The sequence below is a fragment of the bacterium genome (assembly GCA_035691305.1).
Classification (GTDB): domain Bacteria; phylum Sysuimicrobiota; class Sysuimicrobiia; order Sysuimicrobiales; family Segetimicrobiaceae; genus DASSJF01.
In genome coordinates this window covers 11,619-32,080 of record DASSJF010000063.1, presented here as the reverse complement: position 1 = coordinate 32,080, position 20,462 = coordinate 11,619, and the positions used below count along the sequence as shown (strand labels likewise).

Here is a 20,462-nt window from a genome sequence, read left to right as displayed (position 1 = left end):
CTACCGTTTGTCGATCGGCATGTAGCTCCGGTTGCGCGGGCCGACGTACTCGGCGCGCGGCCGGATGATGCGGTTGTCGGCGAGCTGCTCCAGCACGTGCGCGGTCCAGCCGCTGATGCGGCTGACCGCGAAGAACGGCGTGAAGAGCTCGAGCGGAATCCCCAAATAATAGTAGGACGTCGCCGAGTAGAAATCGACGTTCGCGTAGATCTTCTTCTCCGACAACATGAACTGTTCGAGCGCCCGCGACATCTCGAACCACTTCGGCTCGCCCCGGCGGCGCCCCAGCTCCTCCGACATCTTCCTGAGATGCGTGGCGCGGGGGTCTTCCGTCCGGTAGACACGGTGCCCGAAGCCCGGGATCTTCTGCTTCGCCGCGAGCATCTCGCGCGCGGTGGGGATGACGTTGGCGGGGTCGCCGATGCTCAGCAGCAGCCGCATCACTGCTTCGTTGGCGCCGCCGTGGAGCGGTCCTTTGAGAGTCCCGATCGCCGAGGTGATCGCGGAGTGCATGTCGGCGAGGGTCGCCGCGGTCACGCGCGCGGCGAAGGTGCTGGCGTTGAGCTCGTGGTCGGCGTGGAGGATCAGCGCGATCTCGACCGTCCTGACGCTCGTGTCGTCCGGCCGCCGGCCCCAGAGCATGTGGAGGAAGTTCGCCGCGTGGCCGAGCGATGGATCCGGCGCGACCGGATCCTTGCCTTCCCGGCACCGGCCGATCGCGGCCACGATGGTCGCGGTCTGGGCGGTGAGCCGCACCGACTTCCGCAGGTTGGCGGCCCGGGAGTTGTCGCGCGACTCCGAATCGTAGATGCCGAGCGCGGAGGTCGCGGTGCGCAGCGCGTCCATCGGCAGCACGTCGCGCGGAAACCCACGCAGCAGGTCCATCATCGGCCCCGGCAGGGTGCGGGCCGCGATCAGGTCCCGGTTCAACGCGTCGAGCTGCGCACGCGTGGGCAGGTCCCCGTGCCAGAGCAGATAGGCGACTTCTTCGAAGCCGGCGTGCGCGACCAGGTCGTGGATGTCGTAGCCCCGGTAGATAAGCCGGCCCTCGACGCCGTCGACGAAGCAAATGCGGCTTTCGGCCGCGGCGATGCCTTCGAGACCTTCGGCGACCTGGGTGGAGGGGCCGCCGCGCGAAGACGCGGGACCGCCGGAAGATGCCGTCATGCCCTCACCGTAATCCGCGGGCGCCGGGCCGTCAATGAATCGAAGTTCCGGTTCCCTGCCCCGGAGGGAGTCGGGAGACCCGCACGAAAAGAGCCCGGCGATCGAGACCCTATACGCCCAAGCCTCGAGGTGTTCCGGTGGGGGCCTTGACGTTGCGGGTAAACGGGGCGGCGCGGACCGTCGACCTCGACGATCCGGCCGAGCCGCTGCTCTACGTATTGAGAAACGGCTTCGGCCTCCGCGGCGCGAAGTTCGGCTGCGGCTTGGGCCAGTGCGGCGCGTGCACGGTGCTGGTCGACGGACGGCCGGTGCGCTCGTGCGTAACACCGGCGCGGGCGCTCGCCGGGCACGAGATCGTGACGATCGAGGGACTCGGATCGCCGGCGCGGCCGGATCCGGTGCAGGCCGCGTTCATCGCCGAGGCCGCCGCGCAGTGTGGGTACTGCACCGCGGGCATGGTCGTCGCGGCCCGGGCGCTCCTGCGGGAGAATCCGCACCCGAACGCCCAACAGATCCGCGAGGCGCTCGCCGGCAACCTGTGCCGCTGCGGCACCCACACGCGCGTGATTCGCGCGGTGATGCGGGCCGCGGGAGGCCGCTGAGATGGCGACCCACCCGGCCGCCGCCCGGACGCGGCTCACCCGGCGCCACCTGCTGCGCGCCGGCGGCGTGCTGCTCGTCGGGTGGACGCTGCGCCCGACCGCGGCGTCCGCGCAGGCGCCCGGCCCCGACCAATACCTCGGCAAGACGGTCGCCTCGGACGCCGTGGACGGCTTCCTCGCGATCCATCCCGACGGCGCGGTCACCGTGTTCAGCGGCAAGGTCGATCTCGGGACCGGGATTCGCGCCGGCATCATGCAGATGGCCGCGGAGGAGCTGGACGTGACGATCGGTCGCCTGACCATCGTCGACGGCGACACGGCGTTGACGCCCGACCAGGGCGGCACCGGCGGCAGCTCGACGATCGTTCGCGGAGGCGTGCAGATCCGGCAGGCGGCCGCGACCGCGCGCCAAGCGCTGCTGCGGCTCGCCGCGGAGCGTCTCGGGCATCCGGTGGAAGATCTCGAAGTGGCCGACGGCGTGGTCCGGCCGCGATCGAACGGGGCGTCGCCGCGGACCGGCGGCGTGTCGTACGGCGAGCTCGTCGGGGGGCGCCGCCTGACCCTCGCGCTCGACCCGAACGCGCCGCTGAAAGATCCGCGCGCGTACCGGATCGTCGGTACCTCGGTGCCGCGTCCGGACGTCGCGGCCAAGTGCACGGGCCGGCACGTCTACGTTCACGACGTCGTGCTCCCCGGCATGCTGCACGCACGGGTGCTGCGGCCGCCGGCCGTCGGGGCGACGCTGCGGTCCGTCGACGCATCGTCCATCGCGTCGATCCCGGGCGCCCGCGCCGTTCGCATCGGCGGCTTCCTCGCGGTCGTGGCGGACCGCGAGTGGTCCGCCGTGCGCGCCGCCCGCATGCTTCGCGCGCAGTGGTCTCCGGGGCGCGGTCTGCCCGAGCACGACACCCTCTGGGACGGCATCCGCGCCGCCCGCGTGCTTGGCGACCAGACGCTCGCCTCGCGCGGGGATCTGTCCGCCCTCGCACCCGGGGCCACCCCCGACGGCCGCACGCTCTCAGCCACGTACCGCTGGCCGATGCAGTCGCACGGATCGCTCGGCCCGGGATGCGCGGTCGCGGACGTGCGCCCCGATCGGGCGACGATCTGGACCGCCTCCCAGGCGACGCACCGGTTCCGCGACACGTATGCCGCGATGCTGAAGCTGCCGCCGGAGCGGGTGCGCCTCGTCTATCTCGACGGGGCGGGCAGCTACGGAATGAACGGCAGCGACGACGCCGCGTGCGAGGCGGCGCTCTTGTCCCGGGCCACCGGCCGGCCGGTACGCGTGCAGTGGATGCGCCACGACGAGCACGGGTGGGATCCGAAGGGGCCGGCACAGCTGCTCGATCTCCGCGCCGTGCTCGGCGCCGGCGGGGAGGTCCAGGCATGGGAGACGCAGGCCTGGCTCCCGGCCGCGAGCCGGGGCCTTCCGAACGTGCCGCTGCTGGCGCCCGACGAGGCCGGCATCTCGCAGCATCCTGGCGTCTCGACCGGGTTGATCTCGCAGCATCTGGAGCCGCCGTACGCGGTCGGCGGTGTGCGTGCCGTCATTCATTGGCTGGGCGATCCGCCGCTGCGTACCTCACAGCTGCGGTCTCCCGGCAAGCCCGGCAACACCTTCGCGGTCGAGTCGTTCGTGGACGAAATCGCCGCCCGGACGAGCGCGGACCCGCTCGAGTTCCGCCTGCGCCGCCTCGCGGACCCGCGGGCCGTCGAGGTCCTCCGCCGGCTCGGCGCTCGGATGCGCTGGGACGCGCGGCCGTCTCCGCGCAAGATCAACCAGGCGGCCGCGCTGCTGGCCGGCCGCGGCCTGTCGTACGTCCACTACAAGGACGCCGAAAACTACGTCGCGATGGGTATGGAGGTCGAGGTCGAGCGGCATTCCGGCCGCATCCAGGTCACGCGCGTCGTGTGCGTGCACGACTGCGGCCTGATGATCAATCCCGACGGCGTCCAGAATCAGGTCGAGGGCTGCATCGTCCAAACCCTCAGCCGTGCGCTCTACGAAGAGGTCGGCTGGAATCGCGACCGCGTCACCAGTCTCGACTGGCAGAGCTACCCCATCCTTCGATTCCCGCAGGCGCCGGCGATCGAGGTGGAGCTGATCCAACGGCTCGATCAGCCGCCGCTCGGCGTCGGCGAGCCGGCGTCGGCACCGGTCGCCGCGGCGCTCGGCAACGCGGTGTTCGACGCGACCGGCGTGCGGTTTCGCACGGTGCCGCTGCGCGCCGAGCGCGTCAAGGCCGGACTCGATACCAAGGGGGGATGACGATGCGTCCGCAATGCTCGCGACGGCAGTGCCACCGATGGACCGCGGCGGTGCTCGCGGCCCTGCTTGCGCCGGCCACGGCCGCCATGCTCCCGGTCGCCGGGGCGCCGGTCCGCGGCGGAACGCTCGTCGTCGGCATCGATTCGCAGCCGGCGACGCTGGACCCGCACGCGTCGACCGCGGCGATCAGCTATCTCATCGCCGCGATGCAGGTAACGGAGAGCCTCGTCTATCAGCTGCCCGACGGGCGGCTCGTCCCCTGGCTCGCCGAGAGCTATGCGATCTCGCCCGACGGGAAGACGTTCACGTTCGTGCTGCGCGGCGACGTCACGTTCAGCGACGGGGCGCCGCTCAACGCGGAAGCGGTGAAGTGGAACCTCGACCGCATCGTGAACCCGTCGTTCAAGCCTGGCGGCGCGATCAACGCGCTCGTCGGCTACGCCGGCACGACCGTGGTGAACAACCGCACCGTGCGCATCGCGTTCAAGGAGCCGTACGCGCCGTTCCTCGCCTACGCCGCCGTCGGGGTGCTGGCGATGCTCTCGCCCAAGACCACCCCCGGACAGGGCACCGACGTGGCCAAGCGGCCCGTCGGCACCGGGCCGTTCACGGTCTCCGAGTACGCGGCGCAGGACCATATCACGCTCGTGCGCAACGGCGCGTTCAACCGGCGCGAGCCGTGGAGCGACCATCAGGGACCGCCTTACCTGGACCGGATCGTCTGGCGCGACATCCCGGAGAGCAACAGCCGCAGCGTCACGGTCGAGACCGGCGAGACGCAGATGATCTATCTGTACTCGTCGCCCGGCTCGGCGCTCGCGCAGCTGCAGCGCAACAAGGCGCTGCGCATCGAGACGCGGCCGTTTCCCGGATCGTCGTACTTTTGGTGGGTGAACGTGAAGCTGCCACCGACCGACAACGTGCAGGTTCGGCGCGCGCTCAGCTATGCCATCAACCGCGCCGCCATCGTCGGCTCGGTGTACAAAGGGCTCGACGACGTGGGTTGCGGCCTGCTGAGCCAGTCGATGCTGCGGGACCCCGAGGCCTGCTCGTACTACCCGCACAACCCGGCCAAGGCGGCCCAGCTGCTCGACGAGGCGGGCTGGAAGATGGGCCCCAACAACGTGCGGATGAAGGACGGCAAACCGCTGACCGTCGTCATCAACTCGCTCAACTACGGCGGCGGCAACTTCCCCGAAGTCGAACTGGTGCAGGGGCAGTTCCTCGGGCTCGGCGTCGACGCGCGGATCAAGAGCTCGGCCGCGCCGGCCTGGGTCGACGACAACTACCGCTGCGCGACCAACATGGGCTCGATCTTCCTGCGCACGAACGAGCCGGACGCCCTCTACGCCCTGTTCGACTCGGCAACGATCGGCAGCAACTTCAACTGGTCCTGCTATTCAAACCGCGAGGTGGACACGCTGCTCGACCAGGGCCGGGCGACGCTGGACCCGGCGAAGCGCCGCGCGATCTACCTCAAGGTGCAGCACATACTGCTCGACCAGGCCGTGGCGATCCCGATGATGGACAAGCTGTCGGTGTGGGCGATCCGCGACAACGTCAAGAACGTGAAGTACAACTACTCGAGCTACCCGGCGCTGAGCGACACGTACCTTCAGAAGTAGCGGTTAGCGTTCGATCCCGGCGATCGCCGCCGCCAGATCGCGCACGAAGCCGGCAATACGGGCGACGTCGCGGGGCGTCTCTTCGACCATTTGGACCAAGGCGCTCCCGACGACGACGCCGTCGGCCACCTTCGCGACCTCCCGGGCCTGGGCCGGCCGGCTGATGCCGAACCCGACGCAGACCGGCGCCTCGGTCTCGGCGCGGATCCGGCGCACCAGGTCGGGAAGGCCGTCGGGCAGCGCGTCCCGGACGCCGGTGACCCCGGTGCGGGAGACGCAGTAGACGAACCCGGTGGACGCGGCCGCGACCGCGCGGATCCGCTCCGGGGTGCTGGTCGGCGCCGCCATGAACACCGTCGCCAGCCCGCGCTCGCGCGCCTCGCCGATGAGCCCCCCGGCCGCATCGGGCGGGAGGTCCGGGGCGATGAGACCGTCGAGTCCGGCCGCGGCGGCGTCGCGCGCGAACGTCCCCGGGCCGTACCGGAGGATCAGGTTGTAATAGGTCATGATGAGGAGCGGGACTTGCGTGCGCGCCCTGAGGCGCGCGACCAGGTCGAGCGCCGCGCGGATGGTCATCCCCTGCGCCATCGCCCGCAGGCCGGCGCGCTGATTGATCGGGCCGTCCGCGATCGGATCACTGAACGGCACGCCCAACTCGATCGCGGCGGCGCCGGCGCCGACGAGCGCCTCGACGAACCGTTCCGTTGTCGCGGCGTCCGGATCGCCCGCCATGATGTAAGGAATGAGCGCACGGCGCCGCTCAGAGCGGAGGGAGCGGAACGCCCGGACGAGCCGGTTGGCTTCGAGCGGGGCGGTGGCCGCCGGCTCCGCCGCCGCTTGCCCTCGGCCGGCCGTCACTTCCCGAACTCCTCGCCCATCGCCTTGGCGACGGTATCGACGTCCTTGTCGCCGCGGCCGCTCAGGCAGACGAGAATGACCTTGTCGCGGCCCAGCCGCGGCGCGAGCGTCCGGAGGTGGGCGATCGCGTGGGACGACTCGAGCGCCGGGATGATGCCTTCCATCCGGCAGAGGAGGTGGAAGCCCTCGAGCGCCTCCTTGTCCGTGACGGCGACGTACGTGGCGCGGCCGCTGTCCTTGAAATACGAATGCTCGGGGCCTACGCCGGGATAGTCCAGACCCGCCGAGATCGAGTGGGTCGCGAGGACCTGCCCCTGACGGTCCTGGAGGAGGTAACTCATCGCTCCGTGCAGCACGCCGGGGGCTCCCGCGACGAGCGTCGCGGCCGTCCGGCCCGACGCCACGCCTTCGCCGGCGGCCTCCACGCCGATCAGCGCCACGCCCGCGTCGTCCTTGAATGGATGGAATGCGCCCATCGAGTTGCTGCCGCCGCCGACGCATGCCACGACCGCGTCCGGCAGCCGTCCCTCGACCGCGAGCATCTGCGGGCGCGCCTCCCGGCCGATCACCGACTGCAGGTCGCGGACGAGCATCGGGAACGGGTGCGGGCCGACCACGGAGCCGATGACGTAATGCGTCGACGCCACGTTCGTGACCCAGTCGCGCAGCGTTTCGTTGATCGCGTCCTTGAGCGTACGGCTGCCGCTGTCGACCGGCACGACTTTGGTGCCGAGGAGGCGCATCCGGAAGACGTTGAGCGCCTGACGCTGCATGTCTTCGGTCCCCATGTATACCTCGCACGGCAGACCGAAGGCCGCGGCCGCGGTGGCCGTCGCCACGCCGTGCTGGCCGGCGCCGGTCTCGGCGATGATGCGGCGCTTGCCCATCCGGTGCGCCAGCAGCACCTGGCCGATCGCGTTGTTGATCTTATGGGCGCCGGTGTGCAGCAGGTCCTCGCGCTTGAGGTAGATGCGCGCGCCGCCGAGCGTCTCGGTAAGCCGCCCCGCGAAGTACACGGGCGTCGGGCGCCCGCAGAACGTCCGGAGGTAGCGATCCATCTCGGCGGCAAATTCCGGATCGTGCTGCGCCGCCAGGTACGCGGCCTCCAGCTCGTCGAGCGCCGGCACCAGGGTCTCGGGCACGAACCGGCCGCCGTAGTCGCCGAACCACCCCGTCGCCGCGGTACGAAGCTCGGTCTGCGCGGGCGCCGTCATCGCTGCATCCCCCTCGTCGGACTCGCGGCCTGGTGGGCCGCGTTCCAGGTGTTCACGCGCGCGACGAACGCGCGGATCTTGCCGGGATCCTTCTCGCCATCCGTCTCGACGCCGGAGGCCACGTCGACCGCGTAGGGCCGCGCCTGGCGGATCGCCTCCTCGACGTTGTCCGGGGTCAGGCCGCCGGAGAGGATGACCGGCCCCGCTTCGCGCGCCCGCAGGGCGAGCTGCCAATCGAAGGTCTGCCCCGACCCGCCGGGTGCTTGCGCCCCGGGCACGTGCGTATCCAGCAGGAAGCCGGCGACCCGGTACCGCCCCAAACCGGCGAGGCTTTCCGGCCCGCGCACCTTGATGCTCTTGATCACCGGCAGCGCGAAGGCGGCGCATCCCTCGGGGGTCTCCGCGCCGTGCAGCTGCAGCCCGTCGAGGCCGACGAGCGAGGCGATCTCCCGGACTTTCTCCGGATCCTCGTCCACGAACACGCCGATCTTGCTCACGAACGGCGGCAGGGCCCGCGCGATCTGGCGCGCTACTTCCGGCGGCACGTACCGGCGGCCCGGCCGCCAGAAGTTCAGGCCGACGGCGTCGGCGCCGGCGTCCACGGCCGCGAGCGCGTCGGGCAGGCGGCGGATGCCGCAGATCTTGACGCGGACAAACTCACTCATCCTCGCCGGTCCTACGGGCGCCGGTTGCGGCCGCGGCGGGCGCGCCGTCGCGCATTTCGTGGAAGTAGTCCATTCCCATCTGCGCGAGGCAGAGGTTGAGCGTCGTCTGCGCCTCGCGGCGCGCGACCCGGCTGCCTTCAACGACAATCTCGCGCACCCGATCGGGCCGGGCCTCCCACACCGCCCGCCGCTCGCGGATCGGCTCGAGAAACTCGTTGATCGCGCGCACGAGGCGCTTCTTCACCTCCACGTCGCCCACGGTGCCCTTGCGATAGCGCTCCTTCAGCCCCTCGATTTCGGCCTTGTCCTTGTTGAACGCGTCGTGGTAGATGAACACCGGGTTGCCTTCGACGTGCCCCGGATCGGTCGGGTGGATGCGCGTCGGGTCGGTGTACATGCTCATCACTTTGCGCCGCACCGTCTCCGCGTCGTCCGCCAAGTCGATCGTGTTGCCGATTGACTTGCTCATCTTGGCCTGCCCGTCGGTGCCCACAAGCGTGCCGACCCGGCCGATGATCGTCTCCGGCTCCGGAAACACCGGCCCGTACAGCTCGTTGAAGCGGCGCGCGGTCTCCCGCGTCACTTCCAGATGGCTCGCCTGGTCCTTGCCGACCGGGACGGCGTCGGCGCGCACCATCAGGATATCGGCGGCCTGCAGCACCGGGTACGTCAAGAGGCCCACCGTCGCGGTCTCGAGCTTCAGGTCGCGCATGACGTCCTTGAGCGACGGCACGCGCTGCAGCCGCGGCACCGTCGTCAGCATCGAGAAGATGAGGTGGAGCACCGCCACCTCGGGCACGAGGGACTGCACGTAGATAGTGCTCTTCCCCGGATCGATGCCGATGCTGAGATAGTCGAGGAGCAGCTGCTGGATGTTGGGGCCGATCTCCCGGCTGCGCTCCGCCGCGGTCGTCAGCACGTGGTAGTCCGCGACGATGAAGAAGCACTCGTATTCATCCTGCAGCCGCAGCCGGTTCTCGAGCGAGCCGACGTAGTGGCCGAGGTGCAGCCGGCCGGTCGGCCGGTCGCCGGTGAGTATCCGCCTCTTGCCGTGCCGCGTCGTCATGGTGCCTCCTCGTTGGCGCCCAGGAGCTCGCGGACCCGCGCGCCGGGATCGGCCGCCCGCATCAGCGCGGTGCCGACCAGGATCGCGTCCACCCCGAGCCGCTCCATCTCCGCGACGTCCCCGCGGCGCTCGATGCCGCTCTCGGCCACGACGGTCACGCCGGCCGGCACGCGCGGCCGGAGGCGCCGTGTGACCTCGAGCGAGGTCTCGAGCGTGTCCAGGTTGCGGTTGTTGATGCCGACGAGCGGGGCGCGGACCGCGAGGGCCGCGTCCAGCTCCGCCTCCGTGTGCGCCTCGGCGAGCGCGGCCATCCCGAGCTCCGCGGCGAGCGCCCCGAGATCCGCCAAGGCGCTCGCGCCCAGCACCGCGGCGATCAGCAGGACCGCGTCGGCGCCGATCGCCCGCGCCTCGTAGACCTGGTAGGGATCGACGGTGAAGTCCTTGCGTAAGACCGGAACCTCCACGGCGCCGCGGACGCGCACCAGGTGCTCGTCGGCGCCCGCGAAGAACCGCGCATCGGTCAGCACCGAAACCGCCGATGCCCCCGCGGCCGCGTACGTCCGCGCGATTCCAACCGGATCGAACTCCGCCCGGATCGTGCCCGCGGACGGCGACGAGCCCTTGACCTCGGCGATCAGGCGCGCCGGGCCCCCGGGCGTGCGGCGCAGCGCATCGTGGAACGGCCGGGCAGGCGGGGCGTCGGCGGCCCGCCTGCGCATTTCCGCGAGCGGCATCCGCCGCACGCGGCCGGCCAGTTCCTCGCGCTTATGCGCCACGATCCGGTCGAGCACGCCCATCTTCCCGGCTACCCGAACTTCGTCCGCAGGCGGAGCGCCTCGAGCCGCTCGTAGGCCCGTCCCGCCTCGATGCTCTGCTGCGCACGCCCGACGCCGTCCTCGATCGTCTCCGCGACGCCGGCGGCGACGAGCGCGACGCCCGCGTTGAGGACCACGATGTCGCGCCGCGGTCCGCGCGCGCTGCCGTCCAGGATCGCGACGGCCATCGCCGCGTTTTCCTGAGGGGAGCCCCCGCGCAGGTCTTCGAGCGCCGCGCGCCTGAACCCGAACTGCTCGGGCGCGATCGTGTACGTCCGCACCGCGCCGCCTTCGACCTCGGTGATCTGGGTCGGAGCGCACAACGTGATCTCGTCCATGCCGTCGAGGCCGTGCACGACGAACGCCCGGTCCGCGCCCAGCAGCGCGTGCACCCGGCCCATCACCTCGGTGTGCGCGGGGCTCGGCGCGCCCTGCAGGTACCGCCGCGCGCGGGCCGGGTTCGTCAGCGGACCGAGGATGTTGAACACGGTGCGGATCCCGATCTCGCGGCGCGGCGGCATCGCGTACTTGAACGCGGGGTGAAACCGCGGCGCGAACAAGAAGCCGAAGCCCACCTCGTCGATGCAGGTCTGGACGACCTCGGGCGAGGCTTCGAGGTTGATGCCGAGCGCCTCGAGCACGTCGGCGGCGCCGCTCTTGCTGCCGACGGCGCGGTTGCCGTGCTTGGCGACGTGGCCGCCGGCGCCGGCGATCACGAACGCGGAGGTCGTCGAGATGTTGAACGTGTTGAGCCGGTCGCCGCCGGTGCCGACGATGTCCACGAGGTGGTCCGTCCGCGGCGCGATCGGCACCGCGTGCTCGCGGATCGCCCGCGCGAACCCGGTGATTTCCTCGACCGTCTCGCCGCGCATGGCGAGCCCCGTGATGAAGGCGGCGATCTGGGCGGGGGTGGCCTCCCCGTCCATGATCGTGCTCATCGCGGCCTGGGCCTCGGCCTCGGTGAGCGTCTCTTTGGCGGCGATCTTCGCGATCGCGGGCCGCAGCGGCATGTCCCTACCTCGCTTCGGCCGGCCGGCGTGCGGCGGCCGCGCCCGGTTTTGATTTCGCCGTCAGGCGGTCTGCCGGCATGGGCGGCAGCGTGCCGGCGAGCCCGGGCGGCGCCTGCCCCCGTGCGATCGCCAGGAAGTTGCGGAGCATCGCGTGGCCGTATTCGGTCAGCACCGACTCCGGATGGAACTGCACTCCTTCGACGATCGCGGAGCGGTGCCGCACGCCCATGATCACGCCGTCCTCGGTGCGGGCGGAGATCTCGAGCGTCTCCGGCAGGCGATCGGGATCGATGACCAGCGAGTGGTAGCGCGTGCCGGTGATCGGCGTCGGCAGGCCGGCGAAGATCGCGCGCCCGTCGTGGTGGATGCGCGCGGTCTTGCCGTGCACGGGCGCCCCGCCGCGGACCACGAGCCCGCCGCAGGCGGCCCCGATGCATTGGTGGCCGAGGCAGACCCCGAGGATCGGCACGCGTCCGGCCAGCGCCTGGACGAGCGGCGCGCTCACCCCCGCCTCCGCCGGCGTGCATGGGCCGGGGGAGATCACGATCGCCTCCGGCGCGAGCGTCTTGATCTCGCCGACCGTGACCGCGTCGTTGCGGCGGACCTCGAGCATCTCGCCGAGCTCCCCGAGGTACTGCACGAGGTTGTACGTGAACGAGTCGTAGTTGTCGATCACCAAAATCATCGCCGTCTCCTCAGGCCGGCGGCCGGCCGGCCGTCACCGCACTCATGCCTACAACCCGCGCCGCGCCATCTCGAGCGCGCGGACCAGCACCTTGGCCTTGTTGACCGTCTCGTCGTACTCCGCGGCCGGCTCCGAGTCGGCCACGATGCCGCCGCCCGCCTGCACGTAGGCCGCGCCGCCCCGCAGCGCGAGCGTGCGGATGGCGATGCAGGTGTCGAGCGCCCCGCCGAAACCGGCGTAGCCGACCGCGCCCGCGTAGGGGCCGCGCGTCGTCGGCTCGAGCTCGTCGAGGATCTCCATCGCGCGCACCTTCGGGGCGCCGCTCACCGTGCCGTGGGGGAACACCGCCCGCAGCACGTCGAACGCGTCGAGCCCCTCCCGCAGGCGGCCCTCCACGAGGCTCACGATGTGCATCACGTGAGAGTAGCGTTCGACCGTCATCAGTTCGGGCACGCGCACCGTGCCGTAGCGGGCCACGCGGCCGACGTCGTTGCGGGTGAGGTCGACCAGCATCACGTGCTCGGCCCGCTCTTTCTCGCTCCCGAGCATCTCCTGCTCGAGCCGCCGATCCTCGTCGTCGTCGAGACCGCGCCGCCGCGTGCCGGCGATCGGCCGCATCTGGATCCGGTCGCCTTCGAGGCGCACCAGCAGCTCCGGCGAGGCGCCCACGAGCGTCGCGTCCTCCCCGCCGGCCCCGCCGAGATAGAACATGAACGGCGACGGGTTGATCGCCCGCACGGCGCGGTAGACCGCGAACGGGTCGAGATCGCCGACGTCGGCGGCAAACCGCTGCGAAAACACGATCTGAAACGCGTCCCCGGCGTGGATGTACTCCCGGCACCGCGCGACCCCGGCGAGGTAGCGTTCGCGGGTCATGTTGGAGCGGAGGCGCAGCGGCGGGTACGGTCCGCCGGCCGGCATCTCCGGCATCGGCGCGCGCAGCAGGTCGATCCACCGCCCGATCCGTTCCTGAGCCTCGCGGTAGGCCGCCTCCGCGCCGCCGTCCACGCAGGCGTTCGCGACGATGCGGATGCGGTGGCGGACGTGGTCGAAGATCACCACGGTGTCGGCGAGGGCAAGGCTCATAATCGGCAGACCGTAATCGTCGGGAGGCTGGTGCGGCAGGCGTTCGATCGTGCGGATCAGATCGTATCCGAAGTACCCGACCAGGCCGCCGTAAAATCGCGGCAGGGTCGGGTCGGCGACCGGACGGTATCGCCCGAGCACGTCGCGCGCGGCGGCGAGCGGGCTTTCATCGAGGCGGCGGATGGCGCCGCCCTCCTCGATCTCGACGCGGTCCCGAAAGGCGCGCAGGACGAGCCGCGGCGCGGCGCCGAGGAACGAGTAGCGGGCGATCTTCTCGCTGCCTTCCGCGCTCTCGAGCAAGAACGGGTACGGCAGGTGCCGGATCCGGAGAAACGCCGAAATCGGCGTGTCGAGGTCCGCCATGATCTCGCACGAGACCGGCACGAGATTGCCCTCCCGCGCACGGCGGTCGAACTCGGTGACGGTGGGCGCGAGGGTGCGGGCGGCGTTCACGAATTGTCGCTCCGCGATCCGGCTCCGCGCGGCAACGGCAGGTGCTGCTCGGTGCGCGGCGACAGCTTGAGGCGCGCCCGGCGAGCGTCGTCGAGGAGCGCGTCGAGCTCGCCGCCGTCCGCCAGCGCGGTCTCGAGCCGGTCCAGCCGCCCGCGGAACGCCCGCAGCGCGTCGACGATCTCGCGGCGGTTGAGCCGGCAGATCTGCGCCCACATCGACACGGGGCTGCCGGCGACCCGCGTCGCGCCGAGGAACGACGGGCCGGCGGCCGCGGTCTCGCCCTCCGCCGCGCCCATGAGCGCCGCGGCGAGGAGATACGGCAGGTGGCTCACCCGCGCGACGGCCCGGTCGTGGGCGTCGGGATCCATGACGATCGGTCGGGCGCCGAGCGACCGCGCGAGCGCGGCGATGCGGTCCGCGGCGGTCGGGTCGGTCTTCGGAGTGCGCGTGATTAGATAGACGGAGCCTTCGAATAGATCCTCCGCGGCCGCGGCGATGCCCCGGCCTTCGTTGCCGGCCATGGGATGCCCGCCCACGAACAGGGCGCCCCGGCTCGGGTCGAGCGCCCCCTCGATCTCACGCACGATCGAGCCCTTCACGCTGGCGACGTCGGTGACGATCGCACCCGCGCGGAGATACGGCAGCACTTCGCGCGCCATCGAGACCACCAGTTCGGGCGGCGTCGCCAGCACCACGAGGTCGGCGCCGGCCACGCCGTCGACGGGATCGGTCGTGCCGCGGTCGATCGCGCCGCGCGCCCGCGCCGCGCCGATCGTCTCCGACACCCGCGCCACGCCGACCACCTCGCGCGCGAGGCGCCGCCGGCGCATGGCCATCCCCAGCGAGCCGCCGATCAGGCCCACGCCGATGACGGCCGCGCGGTTGAACGACGCCATCGGCCCTACATCCTCCGCCCAACGGCGAGCGCGATGCCGTCGAGGTCCTGCATCAAGAGGCCGAACGCCTCCGGCGTCAGCAGGTGCGGGCCGTCGCAAAGCGCGTGATCCGGCTCCGGATGCACTTCCACCAAGAGGCCGTCCGCGCCCGCGGCGACGCCGGCGCGCGCCATCGGGATGACGAGACGCGACTTACCGGGCCCGTGGCACGGATCGACGACGACCGGCAGGTGCGTCAAGGTCTTCAGCACCGGCACCGCGGTGATGTCGAGCGTGTAGCGCGTGTAGTTCTCGAAGGTGCGGATGCCCCGCTCGCACAGGACCACGTTGGGGTTGTCCTCGGCCATGATGTACTCGGCGGCGAGCAACAGCTCTTCGATCGTGGCGCTCGGCCCGCGCTTCAACAACACCGGACGGCCCGAGCGGCCGGCGTCGCGCAACAGCGGGTAGTTCTGCATGTTGCGGGCGCCGATCTGCACCATGTCGGCGTACTCGAGCACCAGTTCGAGCTGATGGTGGTCCATCGCTTCGGTGACGAGCGGCATTCCGGTCTCCGCGCGCGCCTCGGCCAGGATCTTGAGGCCCTCCTCTTCGAGCCCCTGGAACGAGTACGGCGACGTGCGCGGCTTGAACGCGCCGCCGCGCAGGATCTGGGCGCCCGCGGCCTTGACCGCGCGCGCCGTCTGCATCGTCTGCCCGCGGGTTTCGACCGTGCACGGGCCCGCCATCACGACGACGCGGCCCCCGCCGATCGCCACGTCCCGCACCCAGACGACCGAGTCCTTGCCGCCGTGAAACTCTCGGTGGACGAGCTTGTATGGCTGCAGGATGCGGACCACCCTCTCGACGCCCGGCAGCGTCTCGAGGCTCTCGCGCAGCAACTCCTTCGTGTGGCTGTCCCCGATCACGCCGATGACCGTGCGCTCGACGCCCTCCATGATGTTGGTGCGGAGGCCGGCTTCCTCGATATGCTGCGCCACCGCGTCGCGCTCGGCCCGGGTATGTCCCGGCTGCATCACCACAATCATCGCGCTCCGCCTCCCCTGTAAATACGCAAGCCCCCCGTCCCTTCGGGACGGGAGGCTCAAGAGAACCCCCGCGGTACCACCCCACTTCCCCGGTTCGAACCGGGGCCCTCGGCGGGACGGAGCCGCCGCACGAACGGCACGCTCGATCCCGGCCTCCGGATTACGGCGGAGGGTTCCGGCGGCGACTACTCAGCGGGCTCCGCCGCCTTTCGTGCCGCCCCTCACGGGTCCATTCGGTCCGGGCGCCCGTCCCGCGCTCTCACCGCACGCCGCGCGGGTCGCTCAAATCGTGCTGCCCGGCCTACTCTTCCCGGTCATCAGGTTTGGCACGCCCTATAGTACCACTACGGTTCCGAGAGTCAATATCGGGCGGCGCCGTCGGTATAATCGAGCTTTCGCTTAGGCCTCGGACGTACGCACCAACCGCCGGCAGGCCGCGGTCGCAGGCTGGCGAAGGCTCCCGCGACCGGCGATCGCACCACCGCGGAGGCGGGCTATGGCGAGTGTCGACCACGTCAAGCTGCGGCTGATCCAGGCGTCGAAGGCGCTCTTCGAGGCCGGCGTCATGTCGCACAGCGGGCACGGCAACATGTCGGCGCGCGTCGACGCGGACCGCATCGTGATCACCTCGGCCGGAACGATGCGCACGCTGACGCCGGAGGACTTCGCCGTCGTCACGCTCGGCGGCAAAGTCGTCGAGGGCCGGCTGGATCCGGTGGCGGCCGAGATCGTCGGCATGCACGCCGGCGTCTACCGGACGCGCGACGCCGTCGGCTCCGTGATCCACACCCATTCGCCCGCCGTCACGAGCTTCGCGGTCGCGAATAAGCCGCTGCCGAACGCCTACGAGGCGATGCTGCGATTCGGGTTCGCCGGCGAAGTGCCGGTGGCGCCGTGGGCGCCGCGCGGCTCCAAGGAATCGGTCGCGAACATCGTCGACCAGATGCGCGGCCACCCGGAGTCGCCCGCGGTGCTGCTCGGCAACCACGGTCTACTGGCCTTCGACGACGATCCGCTCAGCACCGTGCGCCTCATCGTCGTCATGGAAGAAGGCGCGGAAGCGGTCATCGGGGCGCGGACGCTCGGCGGCGAGAAACCGTTCCCGCACGGCGCGTTCGAATGGGAGCGCGCGCACATGGCGGAGCACGGGTCGCGGCGCTAGAGGATCAGGTGCAGATCTCCGAACTCATGCCATAGATAGCCGGCCTCGAGGGCGGCGCGATAGGCGCGCTCGAGGTGCGCGCGACCCGCAAACGCGGTCAGCATCGCGAGATGCGACGCCCGCGGCTCGTGGAAACCGGTAAGCAGGCCGTCCACCGTACGGATGCCCCGCGCCGGCGTGACGATCAGATCCGTCCACCCCTCCGACGCGCGGACCCTGCCCCGCGGGTCCGACGCACTCTCGAGCGCCCGCACGACGGTCGTCCCGACCGCGACGACGCGTCCGCCGGCTTCGCGCGCCGCGTCGATCGCCGAGACGGTCTCCGCCGGAACCCGGTACCACTCCTCGATCGGGGGCTCGTCGCGCTCGAGGCTCGCCACGCCCGTGTGGAGCGTGATGCGGGCGAGCCCGATCCCCCGCGCGGCCGCGCGCGAGAGGACCGCCGGGGTGAAGGCGCGGCCGGCCGAGGGCATCTCCGCCGATCCGGGCTCCCGCGCGTAGACGGTCTGATACGCCGCCAGCGGCCACTCGCCGCGCACGTAAGGGTACGCGATCGGCCGTCCAAATCGGCGGAGATACTCCAGCGTCGGCTCGGGGAGGCGCAGCCGCGCGATCGAGAGGCGTTCCGAACCGGGATACGGCGCGAGAATCCGGGCGCTGCCGCCGGCGGCGAGCATCAACACGTCACCGGCCTCGACGCGCGTCTGCCGGGCTTCGACGATCCAGAGCGAGGCGGTCAGGGCCGTCGAGAGGTGCAGCGCCACCGGAGCGCCGCCGGACGCGCGGCGAGCCGCGAGCGCCGCCGGCAAGGTAGCGGAGTCGTTCACGACCAGGAGATCGCGCGGCGCCAGCAGGTCGGGAAGATCTGTGAACCGCCGGTGGATGATGCGGTGGCCGTCCCGGTGGGTGACGAGCAGGCGCACCTCGTCGCGCAGCAGTCCGCGCGCCTCGGGCGGCTTGTGCGCCTCGAGTTCGGGAGGCAGGACGAACTCCGGCAACCCGGATGGCGCCCTCGGCGGCGCCGTCCGAACGGACATCGCCTCGGACAGCGTCGCTACCGGCGTCATGCGACCGGCTCCGGCACACGCCCGTCGATCAGCTGCTGTGCGACAAACCGGCCGGATTCGGCGGGCTCCTCTTCGACCAGGCGCACAAACGCGGGCGCCGGCACCGCCGGCGACGGCAGGCGCGACAGATCTACCCCGGGCTCCGCGTCCCGGTGCATCCGCGTATTCATCTCGCCCGGATCGACGACGTAGACCCGGACGCCCGTGCCGGCCAGTTCGGCCGCGAGGATGCGGCTCAAATGCTCCAGCGCGGCCTTGCCGGCGCCGTAGCCGCCCCAGCCGGGATAGGCTTCCACTCCCGCGTCCGATGTGACGTTGAGAATCACGCCGCGCCCGCGGGCCTTCATCTGCGGCAGCACAAGCTGCGTGAACCGGAGCGGCGCCGTCACGTTGACGCGGAGCGTCTGTTCGAAGGCGCGCGCATCCAAGGCCTCGAGCCGCGGCATCGGGCTTCCGCCGAGCGCCGAGGCGTTGTTCACCAGCACGTCGATGCGCCCGAACCGCGAGAGGCCGAGCCACACGAGGCGCTCGGCGTGTTCCTCGTCCGCCACGTCGCCGGGCACGGCGAGCACGTCGGGCCGGCGGCCGTCCGGACCGCGGGATGCCCGGAGGTCCGAGGCGGCCTGTTCAAGTGCCTCGGGGTCGCGCGACGTCAGGATCAGGCGCGCGCCGCGGACGGCGAAGAGGCGCGCGATCTCCCGCCCGAGCCCGCGCGAGGCGCCGGTAATCAGCACAACCGCATCAGCGATCTGCATGGGGGATGCCTCCCGTCGGCTGTCCTGGATGCAGTGTGCGCTTCCGCGAACGCGGGGAACCCGCACCGAAGCGCAGCGGACTGCGTGACGTTGGGACAGCGGGGATCCTGTCCCCACGCACAGGGGCCGATCGAACGCCTCGGCTTCACCGAGAGGGAGCGCGCGCCGGCGCGGGGCGGCGCCTAGCCGCGATCGAGGAGCCCGCGCTTGGCCGCTTCGGCGACCGCCTGGGCGCGGGTGCCGGCACCCAGCTTGTTCATGATCGAGCTGACGTGGAATTTGACCGTGCGTTCGGTGATCCCCAACGACCGTGCGATCTGCTTGGTCGACCGCCCGGCCGCCACTTCGCGGAGGACCGTGCGCTCCCGGCCGCTCAGGATCGTGGTGCGGCGCGGCGAGCGCACGTGCCCGAGGACTTTGGCCGCGACGGGCGAGGCCAGGTAGGAGCCGCCGGCCTGCACCGCGCGGATCGCCCGCGTGATTTCCTCGACGGACGCGCCCTTCAGGACATAGCCGCGCGCGCCCGCCTGTACCGCGCCCAGCACCCGTTCGTCCGTATCGTACGCGGTCAGCACGATGATGCCGGCAGCCGGCAGCACCGCCGCGAGCTTCGGAATCGCCTCGATCCCGCCGAGGCCGGGCAACTCCAGATCGAGGAGCACGACCTCCGGACGGGCCGACGGCGCGAGCCGCAGCGCGTCCTCGGCCGAGCCGGCCGCACCCACGATCCGGATGTCCGGCTCGTCCTCGAGCGCCGCGACGAGGCCCTCACGCACGACCGGGTGGTCGTCGACGATGAGGACCCTGATCACCGGCGCGCCCCCGACGGCTCAGGCACCGCGGCGAGGCGGCCCGCCGGTACCGCGACCGCGACCGTCGTGCCCCGGCGCGGCGAACTCGACACGCGGAAACGGCCGCCGAGCAGCTCCGCGCGCTCGCGCATCCCGACCAACCCGAGCCGTCCCGCCGGGACCGCCCGCGGCGTGAAGCCCCTGCCGTCGTCATGGATCGACAGCCGGATGCCGCGGGAGGTGCTGGACAGCGTCACCGCCACCTCGGTGGCGTTCGCGTGGCGCCGCACGTTGGTGAGGGCTTCCTGCGCAATGCGGAACAACTCCGGCTCTACGGGCTGCGGCACCGGACGGCCGCCGGCCGTCCGCACGTGCACGCGCACGCCCGTCTCCGCGGTCACCGCGCGGCCGAGCGCGGCGAGGGCCTCCGGCAGCGGGGTACCGGCGCCCGGCGCGGCGCGGAGGTTGAGAACCGAGCGGCGCGCCTCCTCGAGCCCGGCGCGCGCCACCTCGAGGGCGCGTCCGACACGCGCCTTCGCCCGCTCCGGGTTCGCGTCCGCCGCGCGGACGGCGCCCTCGAGCTGCAGCGCGATCGCGGTGAGCGACTGGGCCAGAGTATCGTGAATCTCGCGGGCGATCCGCGTGCGCTCCTCGGCGCGCGCGAGGCGCGCGCTGCGCTCCGCAAGCCGGGCGCGTTCGATCGCGATGCCCACCTGGTAGCCGATCGTGGAGAGCAGCCGCAACTCTACGGCGGTGAGGCGCCGCCAGGCGGGCCCGGTCACGTTCATGATGCCGAGCGGGCGCTCCTGAAAGTACAGCGGGATGCTGGCGTGGTACGCCAGACCGCGCGTCAGCTCGGTGGCCTGCTGCCGGACCGCGGGGCGCAGCCGGCTGCACTCGATGACGTCGATGTTCTTGGGCGTCAGTTCACCTTCGCGGAACGCCTCGATGCACCAGCACGAGCGCCCGGCCATGCGGACCGGCTTTCGGAGGTACGGCGGGAGGTGCCGGGCCGCGGCGTTATACCAGCGGCCGGATTCGGGATCGATCAGCCACACCCAGCCGGTGCGGAGGCCGAGGAGATCGGCCACCATCGAAAGCGTGCGGTCGAGCGCGCGCTCGACGTCCGGCGCGCTGTTGAGGGCCTCGGCGATCGACGCCAGCACGCGCAGCTCGCGGACGTGGCGGATGTCGGTGGGCGGCACCGCGGCGGCCGGCCGGCGGGCGGCGGTCGAGCGCTTCCGG

The 20,462-nt window shown here is 71.6% G+C and carries 19 protein-coding genes; 4 read left to right on the top strand and 15 right to left on the bottom strand.

What is annotated here, in order from left to right; genetic code table 11:
* Positions 1–1,167 carry a citrate synthase gene (locus tag VFL28_11645; GenBank protein HET7265316.1) on the bottom strand — a complete coding sequence of 389 codons (1,167 nt, stop codon included), beginning with the start codon at positions 1,165–1,167 and terminating at the stop codon, positions 1–3.
* A 137-nt stretch (positions 1,168–1,304) separates the two neighbouring features.
* Between VFL28_11645 and VFL28_11640 the strand changes: the two genes are divergently transcribed.
* Genes VFL28_11640 through VFL28_11630 form a run of 3 tightly spaced genes read left to right on the top strand, consistent with a single transcriptional unit; the run spans position 1,305 to position 5,666 of the window.
* Entirely contained in the window at positions 1,305–1,769 is a 465-nt protein-coding gene (locus VFL28_11640) for a (2Fe-2S)-binding protein (GenBank protein ID HET7265315.1), read from the top strand.
* Position 1,770: 1 nt separating this feature from the next.
* Complete coding sequence (locus VFL28_11635) at positions 1,771–4,041, top strand: molybdopterin cofactor-binding domain-containing protein (GenBank protein HET7265314.1); 2,271 nt, start codon at positions 1,771–1,773, stop codon at positions 4,039–4,041.
* A 2-nt stretch (positions 4,042–4,043) separates the two neighbouring features.
* Positions 4,044–5,666, top strand: coding sequence for an ABC transporter substrate-binding protein (locus VFL28_11630; GenBank protein HET7265313.1), 1,623 nt, complete (start codon positions 4,044–4,046; stop codon positions 5,664–5,666).
* Between the two features lie 3 nt (positions 5,667–5,669).
* Here VFL28_11630 and trpA read toward each other — a convergent pair whose 3' ends face one another.
* The 10 genes from trpA to aroF are packed head-to-tail and all read right to left on the bottom strand — an operon-like array spanning position 5,670 to position 15,442.
* On the bottom strand, positions 5,670–6,524 hold the full coding sequence (gene trpA / locus VFL28_11625; protein ID HET7265312.1) for a tryptophan synthase subunit alpha: 855 nt from the start codon (positions 6,522–6,524) through the stop codon (positions 5,670–5,672).
* Positions 6,521–7,738, bottom strand: a complete 1,218-nt coding sequence (gene trpB, locus VFL28_11620; GenBank protein HET7265311.1) for a tryptophan synthase subunit beta — start codon at positions 7,736–7,738, stop codon at positions 6,521–6,523. The genes trpA and trpB overlap by 4 nt, the downstream gene beginning before the upstream one ends.
* Complete coding sequence (locus VFL28_11615) at positions 7,735–8,403, bottom strand: phosphoribosylanthranilate isomerase (GenBank protein ID HET7265310.1); 669 nt, start codon at positions 8,401–8,403, stop codon at positions 7,735–7,737. The genes trpB and VFL28_11615 overlap by 4 nt, the downstream gene beginning before the upstream one ends.
* Positions 8,396–9,469, bottom strand: a complete 1,074-nt coding sequence (trpS, locus tag VFL28_11610) for a tryptophan--tRNA ligase (protein ID HET7265309.1) — start codon at positions 9,467–9,469, stop codon at positions 8,396–8,398. Before trpS ends, VFL28_11615 begins: the two co-directional genes overlap by 8 nt.
* Entirely contained in the window at positions 9,466–10,266 is an 801-nt protein-coding gene (trpC, locus tag VFL28_11605; GenBank protein HET7265308.1) for an indole-3-glycerol phosphate synthase TrpC, read from the bottom strand. Before trpC ends, trpS begins: the two co-directional genes overlap by 4 nt.
* 8 nt (positions 10,267–10,274) lie before the next feature.
* Entirely contained in the window at positions 10,275–11,294 is a 1,020-nt protein-coding gene (gene trpD / locus VFL28_11600; protein HET7265307.1) for an anthranilate phosphoribosyltransferase, read from the bottom strand.
* 4 nt (positions 11,295–11,298) lie between these two features.
* Positions 11,299–11,979, bottom strand: a complete 681-nt coding sequence (locus VFL28_11595) for an aminodeoxychorismate/anthranilate synthase component II (protein ID HET7265306.1) — start codon at positions 11,977–11,979, stop codon at positions 11,299–11,301.
* A 48-nt stretch (positions 11,980–12,027) separates the two neighbouring features.
* Positions 12,028–13,518: an anthranilate synthase component I gene (gene trpE / locus VFL28_11590; protein ID HET7265305.1), complete on the bottom strand. Its 1,491-nt coding sequence runs from the start codon at positions 13,516–13,518 to the stop codon at positions 12,028–12,030.
* Entirely contained in the window at positions 13,515–14,414 is a 900-nt protein-coding gene (locus VFL28_11585; GenBank protein HET7265304.1) for a prephenate dehydrogenase/arogenate dehydrogenase family protein, read from the bottom strand. The genes trpE and VFL28_11585 overlap by 4 nt, the downstream gene beginning before the upstream one ends.
* Positions 14,415–14,419: 5 nt before the next feature.
* On the bottom strand, positions 14,420–15,442 hold the full coding sequence (aroF, locus tag VFL28_11580; GenBank protein ID HET7265303.1) for a 3-deoxy-7-phosphoheptulonate synthase: 1,023 nt from the start codon (positions 15,440–15,442) through the stop codon (positions 14,420–14,422).
* Positions 15,443–15,938: 496 nt separating this feature from the next.
* Between aroF and VFL28_11575 the strand changes: the two genes are divergently transcribed.
* Positions 15,939–16,604: a class II aldolase/adducin family protein gene (locus VFL28_11575; GenBank protein ID HET7265302.1), complete on the top strand. Its 666-nt coding sequence runs from the start codon at positions 15,939–15,941 to the stop codon at positions 16,602–16,604.
* Here VFL28_11575 and VFL28_11570 read toward each other — a convergent pair.
* From VFL28_11570 to VFL28_11555, 4 genes are all read right to left on the bottom strand, one after another.
* Entirely contained in the window at positions 16,601–17,671 is a 1,071-nt protein-coding gene (locus VFL28_11570) for an S-adenosylmethionine:tRNA ribosyltransferase-isomerase (GenBank protein ID HET7265301.1), read from the bottom strand. The genes VFL28_11575 and VFL28_11570 overlap by 4 nt on opposite strands.
* Positions 17,668–18,426, bottom strand: coding sequence for an SDR family oxidoreductase (locus tag VFL28_11565; GenBank protein ID HET7265300.1), 759 nt, complete (start codon positions 18,424–18,426; stop codon positions 17,668–17,670). The genes VFL28_11570 and VFL28_11565 overlap by 4 nt, the downstream gene beginning before the upstream one ends.
* A 182-nt stretch (positions 18,427–18,608) precedes the next feature.
* Positions 18,609–19,238: a response regulator transcription factor gene (locus VFL28_11560; GenBank protein ID HET7265299.1), complete on the bottom strand. Its 630-nt coding sequence runs from the start codon at positions 19,236–19,238 to the stop codon at positions 18,609–18,611.
* Complete coding sequence (locus tag VFL28_11555; GenBank protein HET7265298.1) at positions 19,235–20,422, bottom strand: GAF domain-containing sensor histidine kinase; 1,188 nt, start codon at positions 20,420–20,422, stop codon at positions 19,235–19,237. Before VFL28_11555 ends, VFL28_11560 begins: the two co-directional genes overlap by 4 nt.
* Between the last annotated feature and the right edge of the window lie 40 nt (positions 20,423–20,462).

Excerpts from the sequence above, each read along its gene's own strand:
- trpD (HET7265307.1), bottom strand. The coding sequence starts at position 11,294 with ATGCCGCTGCGGCCCGCGATCGCGAAGATCGCCGCCAAAGAGACGCTC.
- VFL28_11645 (HET7265316.1), bottom strand. The coding sequence starts at position 1,167 with ATGACGGCATCTTCCGGCGGTCCCGCGTCTTCGCGCGGCGGCCCCTCC.
- trpS (HET7265309.1), bottom strand. The coding sequence starts at position 9,469 with ATGACGACGCGGCACGGCAAGAGGCGGATACTCACCGGCGACCGGCCG.
- trpC (HET7265308.1), bottom strand. The coding sequence starts at position 10,266 with ATGGGCGTGCTCGACCGGATCGTGGCGCATAAGCGCGAGGAACTGGCC.
- VFL28_11595 (HET7265306.1), bottom strand. The coding sequence starts at position 11,979 with ATGATTTTGGTGATCGACAACTACGACTCGTTCACGTACAACCTCGTG.
- aroF (HET7265303.1), bottom strand. The coding sequence starts at position 15,442 with ATGATTGTGGTGATGCAGCCGGGACATACCCGGGCCGAGCGCGACGCG.
- trpB (HET7265311.1), bottom strand. The coding sequence starts at position 7,738 with ATGACGGCGCCCGCGCAGACCGAGCTTCGTACCGCGGCGACGGGGTGG.
- VFL28_11575 (HET7265302.1), top strand. The coding sequence starts at position 15,939 with ATGGCGAGTGTCGACCACGTCAAGCTGCGGCTGATCCAGGCGTCGAAG.
- VFL28_11630 (HET7265313.1), top strand. The coding sequence starts at position 4,044 with ATGCGTCCGCAATGCTCGCGACGGCAGTGCCACCGATGGACCGCGGCG.
- VFL28_11570 (HET7265301.1), bottom strand. The coding sequence starts at position 17,671 with ATGACGCCGGTAGCGACGCTGTCCGAGGCGATGTCCGTTCGGACGGCG.
- VFL28_11565 (HET7265300.1), bottom strand. The coding sequence starts at position 18,426 with ATGCAGATCGCTGATGCGGTTGTGCTGATTACCGGCGCCTCGCGCGGG.
- VFL28_11585 (HET7265304.1), bottom strand. The coding sequence starts at position 14,414 with ATGGCGTCGTTCAACCGCGCGGCCGTCATCGGCGTGGGCCTGATCGGC.
- VFL28_11635 (HET7265314.1), top strand. The coding sequence starts at position 1,771 with ATGGCGACCCACCCGGCCGCCGCCCGGACGCGGCTCACCCGGCGCCAC.
- VFL28_11615 (HET7265310.1), bottom strand. The coding sequence starts at position 8,403 with ATGAGTGAGTTTGTCCGCGTCAAGATCTGCGGCATCCGCCGCCTGCCC.